Here is a 14,890-nt window from a genome sequence, read left to right as displayed (position 1 = left end):
GAACCTGGCGTCGGGTGGTCTCAACGACTGGGAGATCATGAAACAGACGCCGGAGAGTAAGATCCCGGTGATCCAGAAGCTCACCAATACTGTGAGTGGCAGGCGGACCACGCTGACCCTGCACGCCACGCGCGTCGCCTGCAGCCTGGGAATGCTGTTGCCCGGCAACGGCAAGTGGCGGGCGGCAGGCAACCTCTATCTCGCCGCCACGACCACCCTTCTCCAGGCACGCCACCGCTACGGCACGGACGGCTCGGACCAAGTTGCCACACAGGTGCAGACGGTCACTGGACTTGCTCCGCACCTACGGCCTCGAGCGCGCGTACCGGCTGACGCAGCGTTATCCCAATGCCAGCAAGGCCACGAGCCGGGACGGGAACCCGAAGCGGCCGCAGGAAGTCTTCGCCTTCGGTGAGTTCGCCCCGGACGGCCGTATTCAGTCGGTCCGCTTCGCGCTCGATCCCGGCTACGGCGCTGCGTAGGGGGCCGACGAGTCGGCCGGGGCGGTCCGGACGGGGACGAAGCACGTGTTGTCGGCGGGGACGCCTTCGTGCTCGCGACCGTCGTCGGCCTGGTAGCGCCAGCTGAAGCGCAGGCCGTGGGCGGAGGCGATGTCAGGGCCGTCCATCAACTGGAAGTGCAGGTGGGGCTCTGCGGAGCTTCCGGAGTTGCCGCATTCGGCCAGCAGTTGACCGACGGTCACGTGGTCCCCCACGGCCACGTTCAGCGAGTGGCGCCGCAGGTGTGCGAAGACGGCGTGTGCTCCGTTGTTGCCCAAGTCGATGATCAAGTGGTTGCCGAGCAGGTGGCGAGGAAGGCCGAGGGAGCGCACGAAACCCTCCGGCAGTACGTAGAGCAAGCCGGCCAGGGAAGTACGCGTCAGGTGGTCGCGCTGGCTGTCCGTGGCGGCGACCACCCGGCCGTCCGCGGGGGCCAGCAGCGGTTCACCGAAGGACGGGTAGGACTCCGGGCGCCGCGTCAGCGGCCACAGCCACACGGGTTCCGGCGCCGGGCGGCGGGCCAGGTCGATGGCGTAGGTCTGCGCGAGGTTGTGGGTGTGGCTGGGCACCTTGGTGGCGGGCCCGTTGCGGGCCATCCAGCGGCCATGCACGGGGATGTCCAGTGCCAACGGTGGGGCCTCCTCGCTCGGCGGGCGCTGGGCACGCGTCATCACCCACCGCATCAGCAGACCTGTCACCAGCAGGGCGAGCCCGACGAGCCATAACGGCCCGATGCCTTCGCCGTTGACGAGGATGCACGCGGCGCCGACGGCCAGGACCAGGCCGTGGCGTTTCCACAGGGACTGTGGCATGTGGGGGGCCTTTCAATAGTGGAGTTGATATGGGCCGGCATTCCAGGAGCCCTGGTATGCCGGTCCACCAGGGATATCAACAAGGAGGCGATTAAGTGTAGGAGATGGCTCTCTTCGCGTTGCTTATCGGTCAGGTAGTGAGAGATGTGGCCGATTCGTAGTCTGCGGTGTCCGCGGCGCCCCGACACACCTTCAGTTGGCTGGTGGTGGTGGGTCGATAGCTCAGCCGAAGGTTGACGGGAGAGACTTCGGCACCGTACTGGGGGGATGTTGACCACGAGAACTGTCCCGCTGTCGTTCGGTCCACCGTGTGCCGAACCACCTAGCCGAACCGTGGGCTGCCGACCATTAATTCAAGAGGCAGTGACGGAGCCTGTCGTGGTACCCGGCTGTCCTGAACTCATTACCCCTCCTTGCGGTCGGCATCTGCGTAAACGCCAGCTAGCGGGTCAATGCTACGGGAGGGGAGAGGAGATGCAAGGGTGGGTTGAATTGGAGGTCTGACGTGTGACTCTTTCAAGCCGACCTGGCCGCCATGCTAATCTTGCAGCGTTCGCTGTAATTTATTGCGCGACCGTTGGTGGCCCCGCTAGCGCACTTATCAAGTGCCTTTATTTCAGGCGTGTGGAGATGCTCGTAGTGGTTGCGTGGTTCTGGTAAGACGTTGGCGAGTTTTTGAGCCTGCTTTGCAGATGCTCGACCACCGCAGCGACGACGAGACCTGTACACCCGGCAGCGCCGTAAGCCGTTCATGCTGCTCGGTAGTGTGTTCGGTTGAGGAATGTGGTGGAGCCGAGGGTGGGCAGTCGCGGCCGCAGACACGGTCCCACGGCCAACGAGACCTCTTGACCAGGCAAGCTAACGGCATAAAGACCACGGTCCATGGACCGGGATGGGGGAACACTGATGACGACTGTTCATGCCTCGCTCGATGGACGGGGCGGTGCACCGCCGCAGAGCGACACGGTCATCGACGTAAGCGAGTTATGGATGGGCTATCGCAGTCAGGACGTACTGAAGGGAGTCGGCTTCACGGCCCGGCGGGGGGTGCCTCTATGTCCTGCGTCAAGGCGCCCCTGTCGGGTGTGGGGTGGTTCAGGGTCGCTGGGGTTATGCGGCGAGTTCGACGTCCTTGGGGGTGCGGGGTTCGTAGAAGGTGCCGTCGCGGAGCATGGCGAACAGGACGCTGATGCGTTGGCGGGCGAGGCGGAGGAGGGCCTGGGTGTGGGTCTTGCCGCGGGCGCGTTGCTTGTCGTAGTAGGCCGGGAGGCCGGGTCGGCGTTCATGCAGGCGAAGGCGGACAGGAACATGGCCCGTTTGAGCTGCCGGTTGCCGCTTCGGGGTGCGTGTTCACCGTGGATCGAGGTTCCCGACGACTTCGTGGTGGGGCAAGTCCGGCGTAGGAGGCGAGGTGGGCGGCGGTGGGGAAGCTGGTGCCGTCGCCGACGGTGACCAGCAGGACGGCGGCGGTCCTGACGCCGACGCCGGGCATCGACGTCAGGACCGGGGAAAGAGGGTGGGCCTCCAGCAGGGTGTTGATCTGGGCTTCCATCGCCCGGCGCTGGGTGTGGACGGCGGCCAGGGAGGCGGCCAGGGAGGGGATGACGATGTCGAGGGTGCCGGTGCCGGGGACCGTGACGGTCTGTTCGTCGAGGGCGTCGAAGACGTCGTCGATCAGCCGCTGGGCCATGCGCGGGGCCTTGGGCCGGATCAGCTCGACGAGTCTGCGGCGGCCGGCTTTGCGCAGAGCGGCCGGGGAGCCGTAGCGCTCCAGCAGCCAGGTCACGGCCTGGTGGTCGAGGCGGGGACCCAGAACGCGTTCGAGGCTGGGGTGGAACTGGGTGAGCAGGCCGCGTATCCGGTTGGACGTGCGGGTGGCCTCGGCCGCGAGGTCCTGGTCGAAGCCGACCAGCACGGTCAGTTCGGCGGTGATCTCGTCGGTCAGTTCGAGGGAGCGCAGGGTGTGCGGCATGGTGCGGGCTGCGTCCGCGATCACCGCGGCGTCCTTGGCGTCGGTCTTGGCCTCGCCGGGGTAGAGGTCGGCGATCCGGCGCATGGCCAGGCCGGGCAGGTAGGCGACGCGGCAGCCGGCGTCGCGGGCGACGGTCAGTGGGAGGGCGCCGATGGAGGCGGGCTGGTCCACGGTGACCAGGACGGTGCCGAACTTTGCGGTCAGCTTGTCGAACACGGCCCGCAGCTTGGGTTCGCTATTGGGCAGCGGCTTGTCGAAGACCTTCTTCCCTGCCGGGGTGAGCCCGTGGCCGTGGTGGGCACTCTTGCCGACGTCCAGGCCCAGGAACACGCCCACGTCTTCGATCTCGAACATCGTGCCCTTTCCCGGGTGTTGACGGTGCCGGCCTCGGCTTGGGTGTCGTGCTCGCGCATCCACGTTATGCAGACCTGCCGTCCGCGAACTGCCCGGCGTTGCGCCGGACCGGACGGTGGCCGGACCTCTGATCAGCGTCTCCGACGGCACCTCCCGGGCCCGGTGACACCACCCCCCAGGTCATGCCTTCGACAGGGGGCAACAGTCATGCCGGGCCCAGAGGCCAGCGGCCCCGTTGCGGAGCCGCGGAAAACATAACTGTGAGAGTTCTTCTGCGGCCCGGGATGGGTTGCTGCCAGGCTCGGCGCTCGTGATCCGGCATGACTCGAAACATAACTGGCGTCCCGTCAGGGACTGCCGTTCCCCCGAGATGTCTGCCGGACACGGGCGTCGGCCCGGCCCACCCGTTGGCTTGATCAGCAGCTTGTCCGCCTTCCGGCGTGACTCATCACAGTTCCGCCACGTGGTGACTCCACCCAGGCCGACGCCGTTACGGTCGTCCGCCCGGAGGAGAACAACCGCATGACCATGCTCGCAGAACACGTCGATGGCGTCATCGGCGTCGACACCCACCGCGACACTCTCGCCGCAGCCGCCGTCAGCCCCATCGGCGCCGTCCTGGCCAGCACCGATTCCCCGGCCAACGCCCGCGGCTACCGGCGCCTGCTGGACTTCGCCCGCCAGCAGGTTCCCGGCCGCCGCTGCTGGGCGCTGGAAGGCATCGGCAGCTACGGCGCCGGCCTCGCGGTCTTCCTGGACCAGGCCGGCGAGCAGGTCGTCGAGGTCTGCCGCCCGAAACGAGCGGCCAACCGCGGAGGCCGCAAGACCGACATGCTCGACGCCATCCGGGCCGCCAAGGAGGCCCTGGCCACCGAGCATCTGATCCAGCCCCGCCTCCGCGGCGAACGCGAGGCACTGCGGGTGCTGCTTGCCACCCGTCACGGCGCGGTCCTCGCTTCCACCGCCGCGATCAACCAGCTCAAGGCCCTGATCGTCTCTGCGCCGGACGGGCTCCGCGCCGAGCTGCGGAAGCTCAAGCGCCCCACCCAGATCGCCTACTGCGCTCAGTTCCGCGACCGCCCGGCCCAGGACCTCGAGCACCGGATGACGGTGCGAGCCATGCGGTCCACGGCCCAGCGCGTCCAGGCCCTGCAGGCCGAGGCCAAGGAGCTCGAGAACGAGATCCTCGCCCTGGTACGGCAACAGGCTCCCGAGCTTCTCGGCTTGCTCGGAGTCGGACCGATCACCGCCGCCCAGGTCTTGGTCAGCTGGTCTCACCAGGGACGATTCCGCTCGGAAGCCGCCTTCGCCTCCTTCGCCGGTGTGTCGCCGATCCCTGCCTCGTCCGGGCTGACCAACCGACACCGTCTCAACCGCAGCGGCGACCGGCAGCTTAGACGTCATCTCATTTGGTGAGTCGGCGGTAGCAGATGAGGGTGCAGGCGATGCTGGTGAAGGCCAGGAAGTGCTCGGCTTTGCGCTCGTAGCGTCGGTGCAGTCTGCGGCATCCGGCGAGCCAGGACATGGTGCGTTCTATGGTCCAGCGGTGGCGGCCCAGCCGGGTCGAGGACTCGATGCCTTTGCGGGCGATGCGGTGCTTGATGCCGCGTCCGCGTAACCATCGGCGCAGGTGGTCGTAGTCGTATCCCTTGTCGGCGTGGAGTTTGGACGGCCTGCGCCGTCGGCGTCCGCGCCGTGAGCGGATCGGCGGTATCCCTTGCACCAACGGGATCAGCGCCTGACTGTCGTGCAGGTTCGCCCCCGAGATTCCGGCGGACAGGGGCAGACCGGTCCGCTCGGTGATCAGGTGGATCTTCGAGCCGTACTTGCCTCGATCGACAGGATTCGGGCCTGTCAGGTCCCCCTTTTCAGGGCCCGCATGTTCACCGAGTCGATCGCGCACCGGGACCAGTCCAACTCGCCACGGGAGCCCAACTCGTCGAGGACCAGGCGGTGGAGTTTGGCCCATACGCGGGCCCTCGTCCACTCGGCAAAGCGCCGGTGAGCCGTCGCCCCTGACGGGCCGAACGAGGCGGAAGGCAACTGCTGCCACGTGCAGCCCGACGTGGCCACGAACACGATCGCGGCCAGCACTTCACGGTCGCCGTGCCGACGCCGGCCACCTCCCTGAGGTCGCGACGGTGCCTCCGGCACCACCCGCTGAAACAGCTCCCACAACTCATCCGGCACCAGCCGCTCAACGATCCCCACCACGACCGGCAGCTTACCCAGCCAAATGAGATGACGTCTTAACCGGGCCATGCACACGATCACCCTGATCCGGATGCGACTCGATCCCCCTACGAAGACGTACGTCGCACGCAAGGTCGCCGAAGGGAAGACCTCCCGTGACGCGCAGCGATGCCTCAAGCGGGTGATCTGCCGCCAGATCTTCAAGATCCTTGAGCGTGCCGACCGGAACCAACTCGGCAACGTCGAAGAACTCGCTCAAGCGGCTTGACACGACATAGCAGCCTCGGGGGCGGGCGTTGCGCCAGGATTTCCGCGGGGCGGTGCGCGGCAGTCTCGACGCTCATACGACGCTCGATCTGATGGCACGTCAGGTGCTCGTGAGAGTGTGGTCTAGCCCATTCCGCTCGCGTGTGCGGTGTACCGCCTCGCGTGACGAAGGGACGAAGTCGCGCCGGGGGTGTGGCGGCGATTTACGGCATGTCAGGCAGCACGGCGGCGCGCGGCGCGGCCAGCACGGAGGTGCGGGATGGGACGCCAGGAGTGACCGCGGTGCCGGTGGTGGCTTTGTTGACGGTGTCATCAACCAGGTCACCCACGGGCGCACCAAGCCACCGTCGGTGTCATGGCCGGTGGCCGGCACCAGCCATGACACCGCCTTGCCCGCACAGCCGGATCGACCCCGCAGCCGGCGCCTGAGCGCGCCGACTGCAGGCATCCTGCGCCCCCTGTCAGGAGGGGATGATCTGCCACCGCTGATGGGCCGCGCCGGCGTCGGTGGAGACCCCCCACGGTCGTCTACGGCCGCGGTGGGCGTAGGACGGGGACGCTGTCGCGGAACGCGGCGGCGTGCTTGTCGATCTCCTGGGGGTCCGGCTCCAGCGCGGCGGCGCTCAGCAGTTCCCGGTAGTGCTCCTCCAGCTCCGTGAGGGTGTGGACGGAGGAAGCGGTGCCGGCGGGGGAGAAGTCGACCCGGACGTCGCCGTCCTCGACGACGAAACGGCCCGCGGCCCCACAGGTGCCGCATTCGGCGTGGCCGCCGCGCAGCACGATCAGGTCGAGGTGGCACATCGGACAGGTGCCGGGCTCCCCCAGGAACCGGACCTCGTCGTGGGGCAGGCCGAGCTGCCGGGCAACCGCGCCGCCCAGCCGCTCGGCGCGCAGCACAGCCGCCCGGTCGGTGGCTATGCCACCCAGGCCGCCGGGGGTGGGGACTTCCATCTGGTCGGCGACGGCCATGTGCAGGGGGAAGGCCAGGGCGTGCAGAGTGGGCAGCGTCAGCGTGCGCCAGTGGGGTGACGGGCAGCCGCCCACGGCGATGAAGCCGGCCACGCGCGGCTTGAGGACCCGCGGATCGGGGGCCGAGTCGAGGCCCAGAAGACCGCGAGTCTCCTCCTGCTCGGCCGGGCCGTGTTCGCGGGGGGCGAGGGCCTCACGGACGAAGACCACGTCCGTGCGCGGACCGAAGGCGCGGTCGATGAGGAGCTTCAACGCGCCCGGTGCGCTGCGGGTGTAGGTGGGGGAGCTGACGATCACGCCGTCCGCGTCGAGCAGCCGGTCGCAGAACCAGGCCGCGTCGTCCCCGGCGTCCGCGGTGGCGGCGGTCACCAGGGACAGGTCGGTCAGCCTGACCATCTCCACGGCTGTACCATCGCGCGCGGCCGCGGTGAGCGCGGCCTTCAGCAGTACCTCGGCACTGCCGTCCTCCTGCCCGCAGGCAAGTCCGAGCAGACGCATTGACGACACCTCTCTGTGTGGTCGGGGGGACGAGGGGCGGTCCGCCGGGCCAGGCGGGTTCCGGCGGACCGGACGGGAGCGGATGGTGGGGCGGTCAGCCGCGCAGGGTGGCGGCCAGCCAGTCGGCGCTGCGGGTGATGATCTCGGGGAAGTGGTTCGAGAGGATCTCGTAGTGCTGGCCCGCGTACTCGATGACCTCCTTCGGGCCGGGGATCCGCTCGTACATCTCGCGGGCCTCCTCGACGGGGGCGACGGTGTCCTTGGAGGCGAGGATCATCAGGACCGGGGCGGTGATGCGTTCGGCGTAGGCGCGCGCCTCCATCTCGAAGATGCGGTCGAGGGTCGAGATGGTGATCTCGTTCCGGAAGCTGGGCAGCTGGTGGATCATGTTCTCGACGAATTCCAGACCCTCCTGGTCGCTGAACATGACCGGGTCCCCGGGTTCCGGGACGCCGTGCAGGCGGATACTCGCGGCCGGCTGGCCGCGCAGCTGGGCCTGACGGTCGGCGGGGATGAGAGCTTCCAGCGCCGCGAGTGTGTCGGCCGGTTGGAGGGTGCGCGCGCTCCAGCCGCTGACCGGGGGGATGATGCTGACGACCGCTTTGACCCGGCGGTCGGTGGCGGCCGTGAAGAGGGAGTTGGCGCCGCCGATGCTGATGCCCCACAGGGCGATGCGGTCGGGGTCGACGTCCTCACGCAAGGTCAGATGGGTGATGACGTCGCGCAGGTCGCGGCACTGCTGCCAGGGATCGAACTGCTGACGGGGTTCGCCGTCGCTGTAGCCGGTGTTGCGGTGGTCGTAGATCAGGCAGGCCAGACCGGCGTCGGTGAAGCCCTCGGCCATGGCGAACATGGATTCCGCGGGACCGCCCAGGCCGCCCTGGAGGATGGCGACGGGCGGGCGTTCGGGACCGTCGGTCGGGCGGAACAGTTTGCCCCGCAGGGTCAGTTCCGACACTCGGAACTCGATGTCTTCGGCGACAGGCATGATTCTCCTCGTGGTGCGGCTCGTGTGGGGCAGGCGGCGATCAGGTGTGACTGACGGGGAGGTCGTCGGGCAGGAAGTCGATGTCGACGGCCCGCGGGTCGGCCGAGGCGCGCAGGATGGGGAAGACCTCGGCGCGCATCTCGGTCTCGTACTCGGCCACGGCCGCCGCCACAGGTGTGTCACCGTGGGCGGCGCGCTCCAGGGCCCGGGTGAGGGCCGCGGCGTCGCGCAGTGCCGTGTTGGCGCCGGAGCCGAACGAGGGAGGCATGGCGTGGATCGCGTCACCGAGCAGGGTGACACGGCCGGCAGGCCAGGGGTCTGCCGGCTGTAGGTGACGCATGGACACCGGGAAGATCGTCGACGCGTCGACGTGCTCGACGAGATCGGCCAGGGCGGGGTCCCAACCCCGTACCGCGGTGCGCATCAGCGCGTGCAGGGTTTCGGCGGAGCTGTGCCACAGGTCGGGAGCTGCGACGGCGAAAGGGCTGCCGGGCAGCAGGGCGAGGTTGACCATGATGTAGGGATCGACGGGATCGACGGCGGCGCCGGGCGCCAGTTCGGCCACCGCCTCGTCGACCGGCCTGCGCGGTCGGTACACGCCGTACGCGAACATCGCGCCGTTCGGCTCCGCGGCGATGGCGAAACCGTCGAACAGTGCCTCGGGCAGGCCCGCTGCCAGATCCTCGGTCAGCGGTGCGGTGGAGTACAGGCCGCGTATGCCGGTGTCCACGACCGGAACGTCGGGCAGCAACTGCCCGCGCACGACGGAGTTGATGCCGTCGGCGCCCACCAGTACGTCTCCGGTCTCGCTCGTGCCGTCGTCGAGCAGCACCCGCACCTTCTCGCCGTCCGTCTCGAAGCCGGTGACGGTGCTGTCGTAGCGGACGATGTCCTCCAGCCCCAGGCTCAGGATCTGGCGCAGCGTGCGCCGGTTGACCGCTGTGTGGGGCCGCCGCGGGTCGTTGGGCGGGCCGATGTGGGGACGGGCGCCCAGTTCGCGGGCCTGGTGGTCGAGCATGACCATGACCTCACGGCGAGGCGTCTCGCGCGAGGTCTGCATGTACAGCTCGAAGAGGTTGTCCGGCAGGCACTGCTGCAGAGCGCGGCCACCCGCGCCGTTCATGTGCAGGCGGTAGCCGGCCTGTCCAATGCCCGGCGCGCTCTCGTAGACGGTGCAGCTGATGCCCGCGCGGCGAAGACCCTGCGCCAGACAGAGCCCTCCGATGCCTCCGCCGGCGATCAGGACATGGAACGACGGCATTGTCGCCTCCTTGATGGGCTCGGAACACCTGCATCGATCGGTGCAGGCCCGAGAATGCGAACGTCTGGGGTGGTGGCGGTCCGTCTGATGCGAGGTCCCGCCGAGCCGTGTCACCACTCTCGCGTCCGCGCTGGGATCAGGGAAGCCGAAATCGCCTATGCTCGACATAGACAGGGCTGATGATCATTCGAGGTGGGTGCCGTGAATCTGGACCTCAACCTGCTGACGTCGCTGGACGCGCTCCTCCAGGAGCGCAGTGTGACGCGGGCCGCACAACGGCTCGGTCTCAGCCAGCCCTCGCTGAGCGCAGCCCTGGCCCGGCTGCGCCGGCACTACGGTGACGAACTCCTCGTCAGGGTGGGCAACAGCTACGAGCTGACCCCCCTGGCGGAACGACTGGTGGAACACACCGAGCAGGCCCTGAGCTGGGCGGACCGAGTCCTCCGGACGCGCCCCGACTTCGATCCCACGCAGGCCCGGCACGAGTTCACCGTGATCATGGCCGACTGCCAACTGCCTACGTTCGGGCGGGCCTTGGCCGACCTGGTCCGCACCGCCGCGCCGAACGTGCGGCTGCGGTTCCAGCACAGCACCGAACGGGTCGTGCAGCAGGCGCTGGACAACCTGCGCACGGTGGACGCCCTCGTCCTGCCCCAGGGCATCCTGTCGAACATCCCCACCTTCGACCTGTACAAGGACCGTTGGGTGTGCGTGATGTCCGCCGACCGCGCCCCGGCCGTCCTCGGGCGGGAGGAACTGGCGGAACATCCTTGGGTGTTGCCCTACCGTCACCCGTCGCCGGTCTTCTCCCCGTTCAACCGTCTGCACGCCGAGGGCATCGAACCGCACGCGGAGATCGTCACGGAGAACTTCCTGGCCATTCCCCACCTGGTCGTGGGGACCGACCGGATCGGCCTGATGCCCGAACGGGCCGCGATCCCCATCCTCTCCGGACAACCGATCACCGTCGTCCAACCCGACTTCGAGATCGGCCACTTGGTGGAGTCCCTGTGGTGGCATCCCCTCCATGAGCGGGAACCGGCCCACATATGGCTGCGCCGCATTGCCGCTCAGGCCGGCCAGGCAGTCGAGAGCGGCCCCTTGGCGTGAGGAAGTGCCCTCGGGCGGGGCGCGGAAGGTGTACAGCGGTCGGTCGGCATCGAGCGCGGACACCCGGGTGTCGGCCCTTGGGGGGCGGCCGCTCGGGCAGGCGATGCGCCGAAGAAGGAACCGGTGGCAGAGGCGGCGCTTGGGCAGGTGGCCTTGTGGCCGCCTGGGATGGTTGTCGGACTCCGGGGTTCTCGGAGTCAGCGGCGATGCCACGGCAGGGCCGCCGGGTAGGCGTCCTCCTCGCCGGCCTGCTTGAGGGAGGCGACCATGGTGGCGGTGATGGCGGCGAGTTGTTCCACCTGCTCGGGGCTGAGGGCGTCGAACACCACGCGGCGTACGGCAGCAACGTGGCCGGGGGCGACCTTGGTCATCAACTCCATGCCGGCATCGGTGAGTTCGGCCAGCTGTCCGCGTCCGTCGGCCGGATCCTCCCGGCGTCGCACGTAGCCCGACTCCTCCAGGCGGATCACCGCGCGCGTGAGGCGGCTGCGGGTGAACTTCAACTGCTCGGCGAGCAAGGACATCCCCAGGGCGCGGCCGGGTGCCACGGACAGGCGGGCCAGGAGGCTGTAGTCCGCGTGGGTCATGGCCGCGTCGCGCCGCAACTGCTGATCGAGGTAGTCGTTCAGCAGCGTCGAGCAGTCGAGGTAGTTGATCCAGGCTCGCAGCTCTTCGGGAGCGAGCCACCGGGGGGATGTCATGGTGGCCACCCTAACCGAGGTGTTTGCCTGATCAAACACTTCGGAGTAGCGTCCCGCATGTTTGAGGAATCAAACGCCTGCCATTCCGGCGCTGTACCTGTCGTTCTTGAGCTCTCCACAGGAGGTCCCCATGCCCGGTTCCGTCCCCGAAGCCGTATCGTCCGCCCCGCCCGCGCCGCGCTCCCGCGGCCTGACCGCGGTCGCAGGGCTTCTCGCGGCGGCTGTCGTGGCCGTCCTCGGAGACGTGGTGGTCGCGTTGCTCGCCCGCGCGGCGGGGGCGTCGGGCGATTTCGCTCCGCTGCACTTCTCCGCGTACGGGCCGCTGACGGTGTTCGGCGTCGTCCTGGGCGCCATAGGCTGGGCGGTCGTCCGTGGTGTCGCCAAGAACCCGGCGGGGCTGCTGCGGTGGCTGGTGCCCGTGCTCGTGGTCGTGTCGTTCGGGCCCGACCTGTCCCTGCTCGGCGGCGGTACGCCCGGCAGTGGGCCGCTGGCCGTCGCCGCGCTGATGGTGATGCATGTGGTGGTCGCGGTCGTGGCCGTCGCCGCCTATCGGCGCGTCCTGCCGCTGCCTGTCCGCTGACGCTGCCCGGCGTGCGCGACGCGTCGGCTGCCGGCTGTCGGCGGTGTCTCGGAGGCCGGGACGACCGAGCTCCGGGACACCGCTGCGCAGGAACGGTCGTGCACGTCTTCCGTCTGCGTGACGGTTGGCCGTCCCATCCACGGCCTGGATAACCCGGATAGGGGATTCGGATCGCGCAGGGGATGGCATCGGCGCTTCGGCGCCCTCATAGTCGTCGCTACCGCACGCCGCCGTCCGGATGGGCGTCGGCGTGCGAGCTTCCCCAGCATGCCGTGCGCCGTCGGCGCCTGTGAGGCATGCCCACTCCCTTACACCGCCCCGTGGAGTCGCCATGCCCGGTTCCGTGCCCCCGCTGCCTCACGCGGCGGTCGATGCCACCACTCCGTCAGCCGTCGCCGTCTCGGGCCCGGCCCATCTGCTGCGGGTGACCCTGCTGATGGCGGGCAGTTGTCTGCCGATCCTGGGGGCGGTGCTGATCGCCCCGGTACTGCCGAAAATGCAGGACCACTTCGCGTCGGTCCCGGGGGCCAAGGCGCTGGTGCCCCTCGCGCTGACCGTCCCGGCGCTGGCGCTGGCGCTGCTGGCCCCGTTCGCCGGGGTGATCGTGGATCGGGTGGGCCGCAAGCGCCTGCTGGTCGTGGCGACCGTCCTGTACGCGCTTTTCGGCACGGCACCGCTGTGGCTGGACTCGCTGGGCGGCATCATCGCCAGCCGTGCCCTGGTCGGAGTCGCCGAGGCCGCGATCATGACCTGCTGCACGACTCTGATCGGCGACTACTACAGCGGTCACCGGCGGGTGAAGTACCTCGCCCTGCAGACCATGTGCGCCTCCGCGTCGGCCACCGTCTTCTTCGTGCTCGGCGGCGCCGCCGGATCGGCGGGCTGGCGCGTGCCCTTCTGGGTCTACGCCGTGAGCCTGGCGCTCGCCCCGCTGATGGCAACCGCCCTGCCCAACCCGGCGGCCCGTGCGGACGGCGAGGAGCCTCCGGCCGAGACGGAGGCCCGCCGCTCGTTCCCCTGGCGGCAGTTGGGCGGCATCTGTGCCCTCACCTTCTTCGGCGCGATGGTCTTCTACACCGTCCCGGTGGAGATGTCGTACCTGCTCGACGACCTCGGGGTGGAGAACACCGGCGTGATCGGACTGGCCACCGCGGTCGCCAGTGCCGCGACCGTGGGCGGAGCGGTCACCTTCGCCCGGCTCAAGCGTTCTCCCGACCCGATGCTGCCCGCCGTCTTCGCGGTCTGCGCGGTCGGCTTCGGGGTGATGTTCCTCGCGGGCAAGGCCCCGCTGCTGGTCATCGGGGCGGTCGTCAACTGTGTGGGCACCGGCATGCTGCTGCCCGCCCTTCTCACCAGTGCCATGTCCCGCCTGGCATTCGAGGACCGCGGCCGCGGGACGGGGCTGTGGACGGCGGCCTTCTTCGGCGGTGAGTTCATCTGCCCGCTGGTGCTGCTCGCCGGGGAGTCCGCGGCCGGCAGTCTCGCAGGTGCGGTGGGCGTGCTGGGGCTGGCCACCGCCCTCGTCGCGGCGGGGCTGTGGGCGGCCCGCCGCCGGGTGGGCGCCGTCGATCCCCGGCCGTTGCCGGAGCAGTTGGCCTGAGGGCGTGCGGGAAGACCACTGAGAGCGCGTCGGTCACGGGCTGCCGCCGGGCCCGGTCAGAGCCGGCCCGGCGGCAACCCCGCGCTCTGGTCGACGGGCACGGCCTTCCCGGGGCCCTTGCCATAGCTGTAGCCGTTGCCCGCCAGCGTCGCGCCCACTTCCGCGGCCTTCTGCCGCAGCCAGATGTGGCCCGCGTCCTGAGCGTGCACCGGGTGCCACCACATCGCCTCCCGCACCGGTACTGCCTCGAACGGGCAGGGCAGGACGCGCACCGCGGCCGATCGGACCGCTTTGCGCGCCAGGCGCTCCTGGATCATCGCGATCCGGCGGGTGCCCTCGACCATGAGGGGCAGCAGCTGGAAGGTCTGCACGGACACCTCCACCTGGGGACTGATCCCTGTCATGCTGAGCTGGCGGGCTGCCGGGGCGTCGTAGGGACGCTGGTAGACGGCCCAGGGCAGACGCCCCAGCTGGTCCAGGGAGAGTTCGTCACCGATTTCGGGGTGATCGTCGGGGACCAGGAACAGCCAGCGGTCCTGGTGGAGGTCGACGGCGGGCAAGCCGTCGATGACGCCGTGCGGCATCAGCAGTCCGTCGACGGTGCTCAGCACCGCGGCGGTGTTCTCCACGACGGACGGTGCCGGGTGCTGGAAGGTGAGCCGGATGCCGGGCGCCTCCTCGTGGAGGGTGCGGGCGAGTGCGGCACCGAACACGGCCGCCCCGTAGTCGGAGGCGAGCAGGGTGAACTCACGAGACTCCGCCGCCGGGTCGAAGTCGGCCTGGCTGGAGAAGACCCGCTCCAGCAGGTCGCACGCGGTGGCGCTGCGGTCGCGCAGGGCGGCCCCGAGCGGAGTCAGCTCGTAGGCGTTGCCGGTGCGTGCGAGCAATTCGTCGTCGAAATGGCGGCGCAGCCGGGACAACGCGGCGCTCATGGCCGGCTGGCTGAGGCCGATGCGCTCGCCGGCCCGGGTGACATTGCGCTCCTCCAGCAGCGCGCGAAGGGCGAGGACCAGATTGAGGTCGAGTCGGGACAGGTTCACCGGCAACCACCCAGCAACGAGAGCCATCCATGTCGTGGATTCGAC

Annotated in this window: 13 protein-coding genes and 1 pseudogene; 6 read left to right on the top strand and 8 right to left on the bottom strand. The window is 69.3% G+C overall.

Features of this window, described 5'->3' with window-relative positions:
• Positions 1–293 precede the first annotated feature (293 nt).
• Positions 294–482 (top strand): hypothetical protein, encoded by a 189-nt coding sequence (locus U5640_RS09855; RefSeq protein ID WP_340375421.1) that lies wholly within the window; start codon positions 294–296, stop codon positions 480–482.
• On the opposite strand, the gene U5640_RS09850 is transcribed toward U5640_RS09855, so the two are convergent.
• Both U5640_RS09850 and U5640_RS09845 read right to left on the bottom strand, forming a co-directional pair.
• The gene (locus U5640_RS09850) at positions 467–1,312 is read right to left on the bottom strand and encodes a M23 family metallopeptidase (RefSeq protein WP_340375420.1); all 846 of its coding nucleotides are present in this window, start codon (positions 1,310–1,312) and stop codon (positions 467–469) included. The two genes, U5640_RS09855 and U5640_RS09850, sit on opposite strands and share 16 nt — an antisense overlap.
• A gap of 1,110 nt (positions 1,313–2,422) precedes the next feature.
• Positions 2,423–3,638: pseudogene (locus U5640_RS09845) on the bottom strand (IS110 family transposase).
• Positions 3,639–4,160: 522 nt separating this feature from the next.
• Between U5640_RS09845 and U5640_RS09840 the strand changes: the two are divergent.
• Positions 4,161–5,054 carry an IS110 family transposase gene (locus tag U5640_RS09840; protein ID WP_340375419.1) on the top strand — a complete coding sequence of 298 codons (894 nt, stop codon included), beginning with the start codon at positions 4,161–4,163 and terminating at the stop codon, positions 5,052–5,054.
• Here the strand turns inward: U5640_RS09840 and U5640_RS09835 are convergent.
• A protein-coding gene (locus tag U5640_RS09835) for an IS5 family transposase (protein ID WP_340375418.1) occupies positions 5,044–5,900 on the bottom strand; the annotation gives its coding sequence in 2 pieces (ribosomal slippage) (positions 5,044–5,505 and positions 5,508–5,900; 855 coding nt in all). The two genes, U5640_RS09840 and U5640_RS09835, sit on opposite strands and share 11 nt — an antisense overlap.
• Between U5640_RS09835 and U5640_RS09830 the strand changes: the two genes are divergently transcribed.
• Complete coding sequence (locus U5640_RS09830) at positions 5,899–6,099, top strand: hypothetical protein (RefSeq protein ID WP_340375417.1); 201 nt, start codon at positions 5,899–5,901, stop codon at positions 6,097–6,099. The genes U5640_RS09835 and U5640_RS09830 overlap by 2 nt on opposite strands.
• Before the next feature lie 527 nt (positions 6,100–6,626).
• On the opposite strand, the gene U5640_RS09825 is transcribed toward U5640_RS09830, so the two are convergent.
• The 3 genes from U5640_RS09825 to U5640_RS09815 all read right to left on the bottom strand — a co-directional run bounded on the left by U5640_RS09825 (position 6,627) and on the right by U5640_RS09815 (position 9,814).
• Entirely contained in the window at positions 6,627–7,565 is a 939-nt protein-coding gene (locus U5640_RS09825; RefSeq protein WP_340375416.1) for an NAD(P)H-dependent oxidoreductase, read from the bottom strand.
• A 94-nt stretch (positions 7,566–7,659) separates the two neighbouring features.
• Positions 7,660–8,553, bottom strand: a complete 894-nt coding sequence (locus U5640_RS09820) for an alpha/beta fold hydrolase (RefSeq protein ID WP_340375415.1) — start codon at positions 8,551–8,553, stop codon at positions 7,660–7,662.
• Between the two features lie 40 nt (positions 8,554–8,593).
• Positions 8,594–9,814 carry an NAD(P)/FAD-dependent oxidoreductase gene (locus tag U5640_RS09815; RefSeq protein WP_340375414.1) on the bottom strand — a complete coding sequence of 407 codons (1,221 nt, stop codon included), beginning with the start codon at positions 9,812–9,814 and terminating at the stop codon, positions 8,594–8,596.
• 201 nt (positions 9,815–10,015) lie between these two features.
• On the opposite strand from U5640_RS09815, the gene U5640_RS09810 reads away from it, so the two are divergent.
• Positions 10,016–10,924, top strand: coding sequence for a LysR family transcriptional regulator (locus tag U5640_RS09810; RefSeq protein ID WP_340375413.1), 909 nt, complete (start codon positions 10,016–10,018; stop codon positions 10,922–10,924).
• A 197-nt stretch (positions 10,925–11,121) separates the two neighbouring features.
• On the opposite strand, the gene U5640_RS09805 is transcribed toward U5640_RS09810, so the two are convergent.
• Entirely contained in the window at positions 11,122–11,625 is a 504-nt protein-coding gene (locus U5640_RS09805) for a MarR family transcriptional regulator (protein WP_340375412.1), read from the bottom strand.
• 130 nt (positions 11,626–11,755) lie between these two features.
• Here U5640_RS09805 and U5640_RS09800 point away from each other — a divergent pair, with 130 nt between their 5' ends.
• Both U5640_RS09800 and U5640_RS09795 read left to right on the top strand, forming a co-directional pair.
• On the top strand, positions 11,756–12,205 hold the full coding sequence (locus U5640_RS09800) for a DUF6069 family protein (RefSeq protein ID WP_340375411.1): 450 nt from the start codon (positions 11,756–11,758) through the stop codon (positions 12,203–12,205).
• 331 nt (positions 12,206–12,536) lie between these two features.
• Complete coding sequence (locus U5640_RS09795) at positions 12,537–13,805, top strand: MFS transporter (protein WP_340375410.1); 1,269 nt, start codon at positions 12,537–12,539, stop codon at positions 13,803–13,805.
• A 56-nt stretch (positions 13,806–13,861) separates the two neighbouring features.
• Here the strand turns inward: U5640_RS09795 and U5640_RS09790 are convergent, their stop codons facing one another.
• Positions 13,862–14,845 carry a LysR family transcriptional regulator gene (locus U5640_RS09790; protein WP_340375409.1) on the bottom strand — a complete coding sequence of 328 codons (984 nt, stop codon included), beginning with the start codon at positions 14,843–14,845 and terminating at the stop codon, positions 13,862–13,864.
• Positions 14,846–14,890 lie beyond the last annotated feature (45 nt).

Origin of the sequence: Streptomyces sp. SS7, from assembly GCF_037993025.1 — a bacterium.
GTDB lineage: Bacteria > Actinomycetota > Actinomycetes > Streptomycetales > Streptomycetaceae > Streptomyces.
This window is presented reverse-complemented; position numbering and strand designations above follow the sequence as displayed.